This is a genomic window from Micromonospora sp. CNZ296, from assembly GCF_007827635.1.
The window spans coordinates 288,877-303,457 of the sequence record NZ_VISW01000001.1; the positions used below are offsets into that span (position 1 = coordinate 288,877).

10 protein-coding genes are annotated in these 14,581 nt (G+C 75.1%); 6 read left to right on the top strand and 4 right to left on the bottom strand.

From position 1 onward, the window contains the following. Window positions 1-42: 42 nt before the first annotated feature. Window positions 43-2,721, top strand: a complete 2,679-nt coding sequence (locus FB455_RS01335; protein ID WP_145751876.1) for a type 1 periplasmic-binding domain-containing protein — start codon at window positions 43-45, stop codon at window positions 2,719-2,721. A 175-nt stretch (window positions 2,722-2,896) separates the two neighbouring features. Here FB455_RS01335 and FB455_RS01340 read toward each other — a convergent pair whose 3' ends face one another. Further along, window positions 2,897-4,357: an MFS transporter gene (locus FB455_RS01340; protein ID WP_145751878.1), complete on the bottom strand. Its 1,461-nt coding sequence runs from the start codon at window positions 4,355-4,357 to the stop codon at window positions 2,897-2,899. A gap of 274 nt (window positions 4,358-4,631) precedes the next feature. On the opposite strand from FB455_RS01340, the gene FB455_RS01345 reads away from it, so the two are divergent. After that, window positions 4,632-5,213: a TetR/AcrR family transcriptional regulator gene (locus FB455_RS01345; protein ID WP_030271987.1), complete on the top strand. Its 582-nt coding sequence runs from the start codon at window positions 4,632-4,634 to the stop codon at window positions 5,211-5,213. Window positions 5,214-5,483: 270 nt separating this feature from the next. Here FB455_RS01345 and FB455_RS01350 read toward each other — a convergent pair whose 3' ends face one another. Beyond that, the gene (locus FB455_RS01350) at window positions 5,484-6,896 is read right to left on the bottom strand and encodes an alkaline phosphatase PhoX (protein WP_145751880.1); all 1,413 of its coding nucleotides are present in this window, start codon (window positions 6,894-6,896) and stop codon (window positions 5,484-5,486) included. 183 nt (window positions 6,897-7,079) lie between these two features. On the opposite strand from FB455_RS01350, the gene FB455_RS01355 reads away from it, so the two are divergent. The 4 genes from FB455_RS01355 (at window position 7,080) to FB455_RS01370 (ending at window position 11,820) form a co-directional block, all read left to right on the top strand. Then, the gene (locus tag FB455_RS01355; RefSeq protein ID WP_145751882.1) at window positions 7,080-9,599 is read left to right on the top strand and encodes an FtsK/SpoIIIE domain-containing protein; all 2,520 of its coding nucleotides are present in this window, start codon (window positions 7,080-7,082) and stop codon (window positions 9,597-9,599) included. Window positions 9,600-9,654: 55 nt separating this feature from the next. Then, window positions 9,655-10,434, top strand: coding sequence for a hypothetical protein (locus FB455_RS01360; protein WP_030271993.1), 780 nt, complete (start codon window positions 9,655-9,657; stop codon window positions 10,432-10,434). 151 nt (window positions 10,435-10,585) lie between these two features. Further along, complete coding sequence (locus FB455_RS01365; RefSeq protein ID WP_013287536.1) at window positions 10,586-10,849, top strand: DUF6244 family protein; 264 nt, start codon at window positions 10,586-10,588, stop codon at window positions 10,847-10,849. A gap of 167 nt (window positions 10,850-11,016) precedes the next feature. Beyond that, the gene (locus FB455_RS01370; protein ID WP_013475832.1) at window positions 11,017-11,820 is read left to right on the top strand and encodes a lipase family alpha/beta hydrolase; all 804 of its coding nucleotides are present in this window, start codon (window positions 11,017-11,019) and stop codon (window positions 11,818-11,820) included. 59 nt (window positions 11,821-11,879) lie between these two features. On the opposite strand, the gene FB455_RS01375 is transcribed toward FB455_RS01370, so the two are convergent. Together FB455_RS01375 and FB455_RS01380 are read right to left on the bottom strand one after the other, a co-directional pair. After that, window positions 11,880-13,472: a GMC family oxidoreductase N-terminal domain-containing protein gene (locus tag FB455_RS01375; protein WP_145751885.1), complete on the bottom strand. Its 1,593-nt coding sequence runs from the start codon at window positions 13,470-13,472 to the stop codon at window positions 11,880-11,882. A gap of 91 nt (window positions 13,473-13,563) precedes the next feature. Beyond that, window positions 13,564-14,430, bottom strand: a complete 867-nt coding sequence (locus FB455_RS01380) for an aldo/keto reductase (RefSeq protein ID WP_145751887.1) — start codon at window positions 14,428-14,430, stop codon at window positions 13,564-13,566. Between the last annotated feature and the right edge of the window lie 151 nt (window positions 14,431-14,581).

Below are 14,581 nucleotides of genomic sequence, written 5' to 3' on the forward strand. Positions count from 1 at the left end.
CGTCGACAATGGTGCGACACCGCATGCGACCCGGAGGTGACCATGCGTGAACCGGCGACCCGGCCGCGGCCGGTCCGCGAGCAACTCCCGGCCGGTGGCCCGGAACTGCTCACCCTGCTGGCCCGGCTGCTGCGGCGTCCACGCCGCGGCGACCGCCGGCTCCCGCTGCTCTGGCTGGTCCGGCCCACCGGGGACAGCGCGGTCGCGGCCCTGCTACGGCGTTTCGCGGCGCGCCGGGCCGGGCGCCGGGTGCCGCACGTAGTGCTGGACCTGACCGGCCGCCCGGCCGGCGACGACGTCGCAGCCGTGCTGCGCGAACTGCACCGGCAACTCTCAGTGGAGGCGTTCGGCGCGCCCCGGCTGCGGTTCCGGCACTACCCGCTGGCCGACTGGCTGATGCACCAGACGCTCGCCGTGGACCTGGACGCCGCCGACAGCGGCCGGGCCGCGCTGGTCCGCCGGCTGCGGGACTGGCGGGGACGGCGGACCGGTGACGACCCCCAGGTCGGCGGCGACTCCGGCCTCGGCGCCGCGCTGCACCTGCTGCTCTGGCTGCTGTGGCGGGCCGTGCCCGGCGTCGTGTTCCGGATCGCCGTCTCCGGCCGGGTGCCGCTCGTCGGACGGCAGTACCGCTGGTTCATGCGCCAGCAGTACCTGGCGCCCCGCCAGTCGGTGACGTTCCTCGGCTTCGCCGAGCGGCTCACCGCCGGCTGGCGCGACGGCGAACACCCGGCCCAGGTGGAGAAGCTGCTGCTGCACGCGTTCCTGGAGGACCTGCGCCTGGCGTACCGGCGGCGGTTCTGGCGGCCCGGGGACTGGCGCCGCACCGCCTATCCGGTGCTGGTGCTCGACGGCGCGCGGCCGGACAACGTCGGGCACACGCTGGTCCGGCTCGTCGACGAGGTGCGCAACGAGACCGGCCGCAACGACCCGCTGCTCGTCGTCGCGGTCGCCGCCGACCCGCCGCCGGAACCGGCCGCTTCCCGGCCGCTGGCCGAGGCCGAGGAGGCGTACGAGGAGTGGGCCGAGGCGCTGCCGGAGAACCGCCGGCTGCGTCGCTCCGGCGCCTGGCTGATGCTGCTGGAGGCGGACGACCGGGACGTCGACGCGCCGGTGGGAGGCGTCCCGCCGGCCCTTGTCGCACCCGACCCGCCCTGGTGGGCGCGGCGGTTCCTGCCCGCCGCGGTGGCCCTGGCGCTCGTCGCCGGGCTGGGCGTGTGGGCGCACGGGCGGTGGGCGCCTGACTGCCGCCCCTGGCCCACCGACCGGGTCACCGTCCGGCTCGTCGGCGGGGAGTGCGTCGGGTACAGCGACACCGCCGGGCAGGTCTTCAACAGCGAGCCCGGGCAGGACCGGCTGCGCGCCGTGCAGCGGCGCATCTTCGCCCAGAACCGGGCCGCCGAGGAGGTGTGGCGGCGCAGCGAGCACCGCCGCCCCTACCTGACGCTTGTCTACCTGGGCAGCCTCACCGGCAACCGGACCCGCGCGGACGAGGAGTCCTACGTCTCCGAGCGGGAGGAACTGGAGGGCATGGCCACCGCCCAGTACGCCCTGCTCCAGGAGTCGGCGGCAGCGGACGACGCGGCGCTGCTGCACATCGTGGTGGCGAACGCCGGGCGGCAGATGCGGCACGCCGACGACGCGGTGCGGATGCTGGAAGGGCTGGCCCGCGACGACCCCACAGTGCTCGGCGTGGTCGGGCTGGTGGACAGCCGCACCAGCACGGCGGCGGCGCTGCGCGAACTCAACCGGGTCGGCCTGCCGGTGCTCGCCCCCACGCTGTCGGCCGACCGGATGGACGCCAACTCCAGCCTCTACCTGGCCATGTCGGCGCCGAACCGGGACCAGGCCCGGATGGTCGAGGCGTACGCCCGGCAGGTGCTGCGGGTGGGGGAGGCGCACGTCTACTGGACCACCGGCGAGGGCAGCTCGCTCACCGACGACCTGTACGTCGCCACCCTCGTCGACGGCCTGCGGGAACGCTTCGGCGACCGGATCACCCGGCTCGACGAGTGGCGCAGCGGGCGGCGGCTCACCCAGGAGTGCGGCTACCCGGGGATGCTCTTCTTCGCCGGCCGCTGGTCGGAGTTCGACGGGTTCATGCGCGCGCTCAAGGAGTGCGGCGCGAATCCGCCCCGGCACCTGGTCGCCGACGACTCGGTGAACCGCTACATGGCCAACCCGGGGCTGCGCGCCAGCGCGCCGGGCAACCTGCCGGTCACGTACGTGTCGAAGGCCGCGCTGGCCACCTGCGCGTCGCTGCGGTCCGCGCAGGCCGGGCGCGACGACGCCCGGGGCAGTTTCCTCACCTGGATCGGCGCGGACGGCCTGCTCGACCCGCCCCGATGCCGCGCCGGGACCGGCCCGCCGGTCGGCGAGCGGGTCAGCCTCGCCTATGACGCCACCATGATGACGGTACGCGCACTGGAGAGCCTCGCCGCCCGGCTGCGCCACGCCGACACCGGCCGCCGCTGGGAGCCCCGCTCGGTCAACCCGGTCGGGGTGCACGCCGAGGTGCTGCGGCAGAACGCCGCCGGCGGCTACCCGGGGGTCAGCGGCCTCATCCGGTACGCCCCGGACTCAGGCGAACCGGTGGCGAAGCGGCTGGCGCTGCTCACCGTGTCGAAGGTGCCCGACGTGGACGCCGCCCCGGTCGAGATGTTCCACTGCGGCGTGGCCGACACCGGCCCCGACCCCGGCTGCCGCGTCGCCCCACGCTAGTGCGCAGCCGCCATTCGTGATCATGGTTGGGGTTCGAGGTTGCCGTGCTGGGCAGCCAGGGAGGCAAGGATCATTTCTCGCGCCGCTCGGACCGTAGCCGCGAAGGCGGCCGGCACCGCGGAGCCCCGCCCGGCACGCGCCGGGCGGGGCTCTCGTCTGCTCGTACCCCTTGAGGTCAGCGGGCCGGGACCAGCTCCGCGGCCGGCACCGGCGCCAGGTCCGGCACCGCCGGCCCGATCCGCCGCCGGGGCCACCGGCGGCGACCGGAGGGTACGGCGAGCGCGGCCAGCGCCGCGGCCACCGAGATGCCGGCGAGCAGCAGGAAGCCCGCCGTGAAACCGGCCTCCCGGGGCAGCCCGCTCGGCTGCGGATTCGCGGTGATCACGGCACTGGCGAGCGCCGCGCCGATCGCGCCGCCGATGGTACGGATGTTGGCGTTCATGCCGGTCGCCGCGCCGGTCTGCCCGGCCGGCACGTTCGCCACGATCAGGTTGGCCATCGAGGCGAACGCCAGCCCGATGCCGACGCCCACCAGACCGCCGGCGATCCCGACCTGCCAGCGGGTGTCGTGCGCGACGGTCAGCATGGCGGCGGCCGCCACGTTGAACACCGCGCCGGTGCTCAGCTGCGCCTTGGCGCTGAACCGGGACTGCAGCCGTCCGGCCAGCAGGCCGGCCACGAACATGCCGACGAGCATCGGCAGCATCAGCAGCCCGGCCTGGGTGACGCTGGCGCCGAAGCCGTAGCCGGCGCTGGTCGGGATCTGCGCGAACTGCGGCAGGAACGCGTAGACGGCGAACATCGAGGCGCCGTAGAGCAGCCCGACGAGGTTCGTGGTCCAGACCGCGGGCAGGCGCATCATCCGCAGGTCGATCAGCGGGTTCGCGGCCCGGGCCTCGGTCGCCAGCCAGGCGGTCGCGAGCGCCGCGGCCAGCGCCAGCAGCCCGACCACCCGGCCGGAGCCCCAACCCCACGCGGCGCCCTTGCTGACCGGCAGCAGCAGCGCCACCAGCCAGCCGGACAGGAGTACGGCGCTGAGCCAGTTGATCCGGCCCGGGATGCGTACCGGCGAGCGCGGCACGAACCGGTGCGCGGCGAGCGCGGTCAGCCCGACCACCACCAGCGGGATCCAGAACAGCCACCGGTAGCCCAGGGTGGCCACGATCGGCCCGGCCAGCACCACGCCCAGCCCGCCGCCGACTGCCACGACCGCGGAGATCGAGGCCACCGCCGAGCTGACCCGGGCGGCCGGGAACTCGTCGCGGATGATGCCGAACGAGAGCGGGAAGACGGCGCCGCCGATGCCCTGCACCACGCGGGCGGCGATCAGCACGCCGATGCTGGGGGCGACGGCTGCCAGCAGGCAGCCCAGCGCGAGCGCGGCGAGCGAGAAGACGAGCGTCTTCTCCTTGCCGACCATGTCGCCGATGCGGCCGACGATCGGCGTGAAGACGGACGCGGAGAGCAGGTACGCGGTGAGCACCCAGGTCACCGTGTTTGGCGAGGTGTGCAGGTCGTGCTGGATGGTGGGCAGCACCGGCGTGATCAGCGACTGGAGCATCGCGAAGAATCCGGTGCCGGCGGCCAGCACGAGGAAGGTGAGTCGGCGCGAGCCGCGCCCTGATGAGTGGATCATGTGGGAGAACTCCCCGTTGTCGGTACGAGACTGGCGGCCGCTCGCGCAGTCGTGCGGCGGTGGCGGCCGGGTCGTGCGGGCGCTCAGCGGTCGGCGGGCATGGTGGGACCTCCCGGGTCCGTGTCGTGGCGCGAGGATCGCGTGGCCGGAGGGCGGCCGGAAGTCCGGAGTAAGCTATCCGGAGGGGTGGCTCCGGTCAGTAACCGGAGGCTTGCCTCCATTAACCTAGCGGAGGGGTGCCTCCGGTTGCAAGGCGGAAGGGGTGACGCGCCTCATGGCTGACGCCGACGTGTCCGGCGAGGTCTTCGCGCGCCGCCCCAAGCGGGCCGACGCCCGCCGCAACTACGACGCGCTGATCGCCGCCGCCCGCGAGGTCTTCGGCGAGCACGGCGCGGGCGCGTCGCTGGAGGAGATCGCCCGCCGGGCGGGCGTGGGCATCGGCACGCTGTACCGCAACTTCCCGCAGCGGCGGGACCTCTTCGAGGCGGTCTATGTCGAGGAGGTGCGCGCGCTCAGCGCCTCCGCCGCCGACCTGGCCGACGAGCCCCCGTGGGACGCCCTGGTCGGCTGGCTGCACCGGTTCGTCGCCTACGTGGCCACCAAGCGGGCGCTGGCCGAGGAGCTGGTGCACGACTCCGAGGTGTTCCGCAGCTGCCGCACCGAGATCTACGCGACCGGCGAGCCGCTGCTGCGCCGCGCCCAGGCCGCCGGGGAAGCTCGGCCGGACGCCGGCTTCGACGACGTGATCCGGCTGATCAGCGGCCTCGCCGCGTACCAGTTCCCGGACCCGGCCCAGCGGGACCGCGTCCTGGCCATCGCGCTGGACGGCCTGCGCCCGCCGGCGGGCATGAATTGATACGTCCGGCCGTTTGTTGACGTGACGCATCAAGGGCTGCTCTGTGCGGGAGGAAGTGGCGGGTGCGGCCGGGTTCAGCCGACCCCGCCACGCTCCGCGATCGCCGAGAGCGTCGCGCGGACAACCGTCGGCGCGGTCCAGTGCGCCGATCTTGCACTTTCGGGCGGCGAAATGCAGCTTATGCACCGTTCTTCGGGGCCGCAGGTGCAAGATCGCCGAGGAGAGGCGGATCGGCCGGCGGCTCCCGCCCGGGAACCGCCGGCCACCCGCTCAGCGGTGCCCGTTACCAGGCCGCCCCCACGGTCCGGTGATCGCGAACACGTACCCCGGCGACTGGATGTTGGCGAACAGCGTCCTCCCGTCCGCGCTGAACGTCGGCCCGGTGAACTCGCTGTCGTTGCGCTCGTTGCGCGCCAGCGGGTACGCCTTGCCCTGCTCGGTGACGCCGACCAGGTGCGACACGCCCTCGCCGTCCTCGGCCAGGATCACCCCGCCGTACGGCGACACGGTGATGTTGTCCGGCCCGTCGTAGTTGCCGGTGTCGGCCTCCGGGTCGGTGTTCACCCCGAAGATGGTCTTCAGCGTCACGGTCTGCCGGCGCGGGTCGTAGAACCACACCTGCCCGTCGTGCTCGTGGGCGCTGCCGTCGTCGTGTCGGGCGTAGCTGGCCACGAAGTACGCGCCGCCGTCGCCCCACCAGGCGCCCTCCAGCTTGCGGCTGCGGGTCACCTCCGCGTCGGTGAACTGCTTGCGTACCGACACGGTCCGGGCGTCGCGGTCGGGCACCTCGACCCACTCCACCCGGTAGCGGGTGCCGGGCGTGGTGGCCTCGGACAGGTCGGCCACGTGGTCGTCGCCGCGCAGGCAGCGCATCGCCGCGAGGCTGCCCGCGGTGTCGCCGTCGGGCCGCTGGGCGAGCGCCCGCAGCGCGCCCTTGCCGGCCCGGAAGCCGGGCGGCGGCGTCCACCGGAAGTACAGGCCGTTGGGCCCGCTCGCGTCCTCGGTCAGGTAGATCGAATGGGTGTACGGGTCGACGGCCACCGCCTCGTGGGAGTACCGCCCGAGGAACGTCAGCGGCACCGGGTCGGTGTTGGCGGACCGGTCGTGCGGGTCGACCTCGAAGACGTACCCGTGGTCCTTCAGGAACCGCCCGCCGGCCCGCTGCTCGGTCTCCTCGCAGGTCAGCCACGTGCCCCACGGGGTGATGCCACCGGCGCAGTTGTTGTGCGTGCCGGCCACGCTCACGTACTCGCGCAGCCGCCGCCCGTGCCGGTCCACCTCGATGGTGGTGGTGCCGCCGCGGGCGCCCGGGTCGTAGGTGAGGCCGGGCAGTGCGGGCACCGGGTACGGCTCGTCGCCGCCGATCTCGTGGTTGTTCACCAGCACCGAGCCGTGCGGGCCGCGGAAGCAGCCGGTGCCGTCCGCGTCGCTCGGGGTGGGCTGCCCGGACTCCAGCAGCGTCGCGCCCGCCTGCGCGACGACCGTGTACGAGAAGCCCGGCGGCAGCGCCAGCAGGCCGGCCGGGTCCGGCACCAGGTCGCCGTAGCCGACGGCGGGGCGGCACGCGGGCCGGGCCGCTGCCGGTCCGGCGATCGCCTCCAGGCTGCCGGCCACCATGATGCCGAGTCCGCCGGCCACGCCGCCGCGCAGCAGGGACCGCCGGGGGAGAGGTGAGGTGGTCACGTCGTCGCCTTCCTGTGCGCACGATTGCCTGGGGGAAGGCAAGCCGGGCCGGGGGAACGGCGTGCGGCGCGCCCGTCCGTAGCCGGGTGAACAGTGGACGAATCCCCGGTGCGGAGCGCCCCGTGCCGGTGCGGCGCGCGTCCGTTAGGGTTCCCTTCGATCGCAAACGTCGGAGGGCGGACGGTGGGCAGACTCGCGGCGGCGTACCGGCAGGCGGTCGATCGGCATCGGCGGGCGGTGCGGCACTGGGAGGCGGCCCGGCGGCTGCTGGGCGCCGCGGGCCCGGCGCCGGTGGGCAGCCCGGAGCTGGTGGCGCGGCTGGCCCGCCTCGGCGGTGAGCTGGCCGCCGCGGTGCCCGGCACCGCCCGCGTCGCCACCCACCCCGTTCCGGTACGCCTCGGCGCCGCGACCACTGTCGACGGCGCGTTCCCGGTGCTCGTGCCGGTGGGCGCGGGCGCGCACCTGGCCGTCGACGCGGACGCCCGTGACCCGCGCGTCGGCGAGCTGCTGCGGGCGGTGGTGGTACGGCTGCTGACCGCCGCGCCGGCCGGCGCGATCCGGGTGGCCGGCATCGACCAGGCCGCCTTCGGCGCGGCGTTCCTGCCGCTGCGCCCGCTCCAGGACGCCGGGGTGCTCGCCGCGGCGGCGACCACCGAGGCGGAGACGACGGCCCTGCTCGACCTGGCCGAGCGGCACGCACGTACCGCCCAGCGGTCCGCGCCGGAGGACCGCGAGCTGCTGGTGGTGGTCGCCGCGTCCGCGCCACCGCCCCGGGAACTGGCCCGGCTGGCCGCGCTCACCCACGCCGGCCCGGCCGCAGCCGTCTGCGTGCTGCTGGCCGGCCACCCACCGGCCGGGCCGAGCGCCGCGCCGCCGCTGGGCGCCACCACCCAGCTTCGCGTCACCGAGCGGTACACGCTCGTCGGCGACCCGCCCGGGCGCCCGTTCAGCACCGACGGCAGCGGGCTGGCCGCACCCGTGGTGCTCGACGGCGACCCGTCGCACGCCACTGTGACCGCGCTGGCCCGCCGGTACGCCGAGGCCGCCGACCAGGACGGCGTCACGTTCACCGACCTGCTGCCCGCGCAGCGCTGGGCCGGGTCCGCCGCGTCCGGGCTGCGTACCGTGCTCGGCCGGGCCGGCCGCCGTCCGCTCAGCGTGGCGTTCGACGACGCCACCCCGCACTGGCTGATCGGCGGGCGGACCGGTGCCGGCAAGACGGTGCTGCTGCTCGACGTGCTGTACGGGCTGGCCGCCCGCTACTCCCCGGCCGAGCTGCGGCTGATGCTGCTCGACTTCAAGGAGGGCGTCAGCTTCACCGAGTTCGTGCCCACCGACCGTGACCCGTCCTGGCTGCCGCACGCCGACGCGGTCGGCATCGAGTCCGACCGCGAGTACGGCGTGGCGGTGCTGCGCGAGCTGCGCGCCGAACTGGGCCGCCGCGCCGACCTGCTGAAGCGGCACGGCGTCAGCCGCCTGGCCGACCTGCCGCCCAACGCCCGGCCGCCCCGGATCGTCACAGTCGTCGACGAGTTCCACGTGCTGTTCGCCGGCAACGACGCGCTGGCCCGGCAGGCCGTCGACCTGATCGAGGAACTGGCCCGCAAGGGACGCTCGTACGGCCTGCACCTGGTGCTGGCGAGCCAGAGCACCACCGGCATCGAGGCGCTCTACGGCCGGGCCGAGGCGATCTTCGGGCAGTTCCCGCTGCGGATCGCGCTGCCCGGCGGCGACGCCGTGCTGGACCCGCGCAACGACGCCGCACGCGGGCTCACCGTCGGCACCGCAGTGGTGAACACCGGCGCGGGCGCGCCCGGCTCGGACGCCGAGGTGCGGTTCCCGGACGCGCACGCCGCCTCGGCCGACCTCGCGGCGCTGCGCCACGAATTGCACGCGGCCCGCCCGGCCGGGTCACGCCCGCCTGCCGTCTTCCGGGGACACGAGATGCCCCGGCTCACCGACGACCCCGCCTGGGCGGCGCTGACGCCGGGCGCCGACCCGCCGTACGCGCTCGTCGGCCGCGTGGTCGACGTCCCCGGCAGCCCGGCCGGGTTCGCGCTCGACGGCAGCCCGGGCCGGCACCTGGCGGTGGTCGGCACCGCCGCGGTCGGCGCGGACGTGCTCCGGTCGGCGACCCTGTCCCTGGCCCGCCAGCACGCCCCCGGCACCGCCCGGTTCCTGTTCGCGCCGCTGGCACCGGGCACCACCGACGCCGCCGACGACCTGGCCATGACGCTGGCCGCCGCCGGGCATCCGGTCCGGCGCCTCGACGCCGGCGCGCTGCGCGCCCAGCTCGCCGAGGCCGCAGCCGGGGACGCCCCGGCGGCCGGGCGCACCTACCTCGTGGTGTTCGGGATGGACGCCGCCGCCACGACGCTCGCCGCCTCCGACCCGGCGACGTTCCGATCCGGGTACGACGACCTGCGCGCCGTGCTGCGCCAGGGACCGTCGCGCGGGGTGCACGTGCTCGGCTGGTGGCGCGGGCTGCGCCGGCTCGCCGACGACCTGGGCGGCAGTGGGCACCGCGACGATGTGACCGGCCTGGTCGCGCTGAACGTCCCCGCCGCCGACCTGGGCCTGCACCTCGGCGTGCACGACCTCGCGTACGTCCCGCGCGAGGGACGCGCCCTGCTCGTCGACCGGCACGAGCACCGCACCGCGCTGATCGTGCCGTTCGCCGCCGGGAGTGAGGTCACCCCGTGAGCGCGAGGAGTGAGCCGGGTTTGCGAGCCCCGCAGTCGCGAACGAAAGACATCACATGAGTGGATTCGACGAGTACGCGGCGCTGCTGCGGGAGCTGTCCACCCGGCAGCGGGGCGGTGAGCGGGAGATCGCCGCCGAGGCGGAGCGCCGCCGCGGCCTCCAGGCCGCCGTCGACTCGGTCGGGCAGCGGCTCGCCGCCCAGGGGCAGCACCTCGACCGGCTCGGGCAGGCGATCGGTGTGCCGATGACCTCGGTCCCGGCGGAGGAGCCGGCACCGGCGATGGTGGCCGGTGGGGGAGCACCAGGTCCCGTGCCCGGACCGGGGGACGGGGTGACCGGCGGCGTAGCCGACGTGCCGGGGCGGCCGGAGGTCGGGGCGTACCCATCGGGTGGTGTTCCGGCGCCGCGGGCCGGCGACCCGGCGGGGGAGCTGGCGGCGGCGGGGCGGCTCGCCGAGGAGGCCGACGTGTTCGGGCAGCAGGCCGACGCGCTGGCCCGCACGCCGGTGCTGCTGCCCACCTGGTCCGCGCCGGCGCGGGCGGTGGTGGTGTACGCGGGCTGCGCGCTCGCCGGTTCGCTGCTGATGCTGATCGCGATAGTGGGCTCGTCGCTGCCGGTGAGCGGGCTGGACCTGGTGGCGGCGCTGAGCTGCGCGGGCGTGCCGTTGATGTCCTTCGTGGCCGGTCAGGTGGTGCTCGCCCGCTGGGGCCGCCCGGCGGTGGAGGGCGACGCGCCCCCGGCCGGACGGTACGTGCCGCTGGGTTTCGTGATCTGCGCGCTGGTCTCCCCGTCCTTCTTCTGCCTCTACCTCCTCCTGTTCCGCCTCCTCCGCTGACCCCGCCCCTACCGCTCCGTCGATCATGGAGTTGCGGCCCCCGGGGTGCGGCATTGGTGGCTTTTGGGCGGGCGGAAACTGCAAGATCGCGAAGGTGGGAGGGCGGGTTGGGGAGGTAGGCTTCCGGGGCGGGTGAGCTGGGGGAGGGCGTGTGAGCGCGGCGGAGATCATCGCCAGGCTGGCGGCGGCGGCACAGAAGCTGGACGAGGCCAAGGCGCGCACCGCCGCTGCCGCGCAGGACGCGGCCGAGGCGCGGGCGCTGGTGGCGGGCGCGCTGGAGGGGGCCACGGCGGGCCCGCTGATCGGGGTCATCGACTCCTACCGGCAGGCGCTGGCGCAGGCCGCGCAGGGCGGGGAACCGGCCCGGCAGCACGTGCAGGAGACCATCGCGAAGGTGCAGGCGCTGGGCAACTGAGCCCGGTCCGGCATGCCGGTTTGCGCTGAGGGCGCGACAAGGGTTACCGCCGCGTAACTTTTCATTGACGTGTGTGAAATCGGACACGCATCATCGTGACCACGATCGATCGGATCCCACCCGTCCCCCCGGGTCCGCCCGGGTGCCTCCCCCCGGAGGTGCAGCCCATGCTGCTCCGAACGATCCTGGCCGCCACCACCGCCGCCACCGTCCTGCTCGTCCCGGCCGCCGCCCAGGCCGCCACCGCCGAACCCGCCACCCCGTCGAACACGGCCGCCGTCGCCACCGCCGCGCAACGGGCCGCCGCCGCGGCCGCCGACCCGGTGATCGTGGTCGGTGGCCTGAGTGGAATCTCCATCGCGTACGAGCCGATCGCCGCCCGGCTGCGCGCCGACGGTTACCGGGTCTCGATCTTCCAGTTGCCGAACCTCGGTCTCGGCGACATCCGCGAGTCCGCCCGGGCGTTGTCGTCCTACGTGGACCGGGTGCGCGCCACCACCGGCGCGGCCCGCGTCGACCTGGTCGGCCACTCCGAGGGCGGGCTGGTCAGCCGCTGGTACGTCAAGTACCTCGGCGGCGCGGCCACCGTCGACCAGTACGTCAGCCTGGGCAGCCCGCAGTACGGGACCTACGTCGCGAACCTGGTCGCCGTCCTCGGGCTGGGCAGCTGCGCCGGGGTGATCGCCTGCCAGCAGATGACCATCGGGTCGAGCTTCCTCGCCGACCTCAACGCCGGGGACGACACGCCCGGCCCGGTCCGCTGGGCCACCGTGCGCACCTGGCAGGACGAGCTGGTCCGGCCGGTCGACAACGCCGTGCTCGCCGACGGCGCGACGAACATCCTGGTGCAGGCCTGGTGCCCGCTGCGGGTCGTCGGCCACCTCGGGCTGGTGCTGGACGGCACCACGTACACGGCGGTGCGCCAGGTGCTCGCCGGCGCCCCGGTCCAGCCGAACTGCTTCGCGGTCTGAGCCACGTGCCCGGACCCGCCGTCGCGCGGGTCCGGGCACGTCCGCCCGGGTCCGGGCAGTCAGTCCGCGTCCCGTCCCCTGATCACGTCGGCGGCCCGCCAGGCCAGCGCGGTCACCGGGGCGCTGGTCCAGCCGGCCACCATCACCGGCAGCACCGACGCGTCGACCACCCGCAGCCCGTCCACGCCGCGTACCCGCAACCGCTGGTCGACCACGTGCTCGTCGCCGGTGCCCATCGCGCAGGTGCCGATCGCGTGGTAACCGCAGTAGCCGCGTGCCACAGCCGCCTCGACGATCTCCGCGTCGGTGTTGGTCGCCGTTCCGGGCACCGTCTCGGCCTGGATGCGCTTCGCGATCGGGCCGGTGCCGAAGAACTCCCGCATCCGGCGGAACAGGTCTACCGCCACCCGCCGGTCGTGCTCCGTGGTGAGGTAGTTCGCCACGATGGCCGGCGGCGTTCGCGGGTCCGCGTCGGTGATCGTCAGGCTGCCCTCGCTGTCCGGCCGGGTGACGGTGCCCAGGCACATCAGGCCCGGCTCCCGCTCCAGCTCCAGCGCCTTGCCAGGGCGCGGCGGGGCGGCCGAGAAAGGCGCCATCAGCAGGTGCGCGTCCGGGCGATCCAGCTCCGGCCGGGACTTGAGGTGGGCCGCCACGTCCAGCACCGGCAGGGCGAGCGGTCCGCCCCGGGTGAGCAGCCAGCGCAGCGTCGCCCGGGCCTGCCCGAGCGGGCTGCCGATGGTCATGTTGTGGCCGCCGGGTTCGGCGAGGCGGTACTGGAGCACGATCGACCGGTGCTCGCGCAGCCCCGCGCCGACCCGGGGCCGGTCGAGCAGCACCGGCACCCCTGCCGCGCGCAGCGTGTCCGCCGGCCCGATGCCGGAGACCTGCAACAGGTGCGGGGTGGCCAGGGCGCCCGCGGCGAGGATCACCTCACCCGCCGCCCGGTACGTGGTCTCCCCGCCGCCGCGCGCCACCCGTACACCTGTGGCGCGGCCGCCCTCGACGAGCACCCGCAGGACGACGGCGCCGACCTCGACGGTCAGGTTGGGCCGGCGCCGCACCGGGTGCAGGAACGCGTCCGCGGCGCTGACCCGGCGTCCGGCGCGGATCGTGGCGGTGGGGTAGCCGATCCGTTCGTCGTCGTGGGCGTCCAGGTCGTCGGCGCGGCGCCAGCCCAGTTCGGCGCCGGTGGCCACCATCTCCTCGGCGAGCGGGTCGGTGCCGGTGGCGACGGACAGCCGCACCGGACCGCCGACGCCCCGGTGCGGCGCGGGCCCGAGCGGGTGGTCCTCCAACTGCGGGAACACCCGCCGCATCGCCGACCAGCCCCAGCCCAGCGGTTCGAGGGCGTCCCAGTCCCGGGCCGCGCCGCGGCTCCAGATCATGCCGTTCACCGACGTGGAGCCGCCGATCATCCGTCCGCGCTGCCAGATCTCCTGGCGGCCCGGCCCGGTGGTGGCCGGGTAGTGCCAGGCGGTGCGCTGGTCGTCCATCAGCCGGGAGAACGCCTTCGGCACCCGCACGTACGGGCTGCGGTCCCAGCCGCCCGCCTCCAGCAGCAGCACCCGCGTCCCCGGATCCTCGGTGAGGCGGTTCGCCAGCACGCACCCCGCCGCGCCGGCCCCCACGATGACGTAGTCGAACTCCTCCACAGCGGACCCCCACTCGCGAGAATCCCTCTGACAGTAGTTGCTCGATCACAGTCCGCGAAAGGGGCGGGTCGGCGGAGGTGCGGCGGCCGGCTCAGGTTGCCTTGGCCAGCGCCTCGAACTCGTCGTCGGTCAGCTCCACCTCGGCCGCTGCCACGTTCTCCTCCAGGTGCGCCACCGACGAGGTACCGGGGATCGGCAGCATCACCGGCGACCGGCGCAGCAGCCAGGCCAGCGCGAGCTGCGCCGGGGTGGCGCCGTGCGAGGTCGAGATCGCGTCGAGCGGGCCGCCGGGCCGGGCCAGGTTGCCGGTGGCGATCGGGAACCACGGGATGAACGCCAGGTCGTGGCGCTCGCAGTGCTCCAGCACGGTCTCCGCGCTGCGGTCGGCCAGGTTGTAGAGGTTCTGCACGGACACGATCGGCGCGATCGCCCGGGCCGCCTCGATCTCCTCGACGCTGACCTGGGACAGCCCGATGTGCCGGATCTTGCCCTCCTGGCGCAGCAGCGCCAGCTCGCCGAGCTGGTCGGCCAGTGGCACCTTCGCGTCGATGCGGTGCAGCTGGTAGAGCGGGATGCAGTCCAGGCCCAGGTGGCGCAGGCTCAGCTCGCACTGCTGGCGCAGGTACTCCGGGCGGCCCACCGGCCGCCAGTCGTCCGGGCCGGAGCGGGTCAGCCCGGCCTTCGTCGCGATGACCAGGTCGTCGGCGTACGGGTGCAGCGCCTCGCGGATCAGCAGCTCGCTGACGAACGGCCCGTACGAGTCGGCGGTGTCGATGAACGTGACGCCCAGCTCGTACGCGCGGCGCAGCACCCGCACCGCCTCGGCCGGGTCCTTCGGGTCGCCCCACACGCCGGGGCCGGTGAGCTGCATCGCCCCGTAGCCGAGGCGGTCGACCGGCAGGTCGCCACCGATCCGGTAGCTGCCCGACGCCTTGGCGGGCTGGGTGCTGGTGGCCATTCGCGGTCCTCCTGTGCTCGTACGTACCTCGCGGGGCGGTGCTGCGCCCCGACCCCTGGACATTCCCCGAATCGTGGCGGCGAAGCACCGGCAGTTGCGGCGAGCGGCCCCGGCGCACCGGGCCGCCGTGGGAGGCTGGGCGGGACGGTGG

Coding starts and splice junctions, on each gene's coding strand:
- FB455_RS01335 (WP_145751876.1), top strand. CDS start 43: ATGCGTGAACCGGCGACCCGGCCGCGGCCGGTCCGCGAGCAACTCCCG.
- FB455_RS01340 (WP_145751878.1), bottom strand. CDS start 4,357: ATGATCCACTCATCAGGGCGCGGCTCGCGCCGACTCACCTTCCTCGTG.
- FB455_RS01345 (WP_030271987.1), top strand. CDS start 4,632: ATGGCTGACGCCGACGTGTCCGGCGAGGTCTTCGCGCGCCGCCCCAAG.
- FB455_RS01360 (WP_030271993.1), top strand. CDS start 9,655: ATGAGTGGATTCGACGAGTACGCGGCGCTGCTGCGGGAGCTGTCCACC.
- FB455_RS01370 (WP_013475832.1), top strand. CDS start 11,017: ATGCTGCTCCGAACGATCCTGGCCGCCACCACCGCCGCCACCGTCCTG.
- FB455_RS01380 (WP_145751887.1), bottom strand. CDS start 14,430: ATGGCCACCAGCACCCAGCCCGCCAAGGCGTCGGGCAGCTACCGGATC.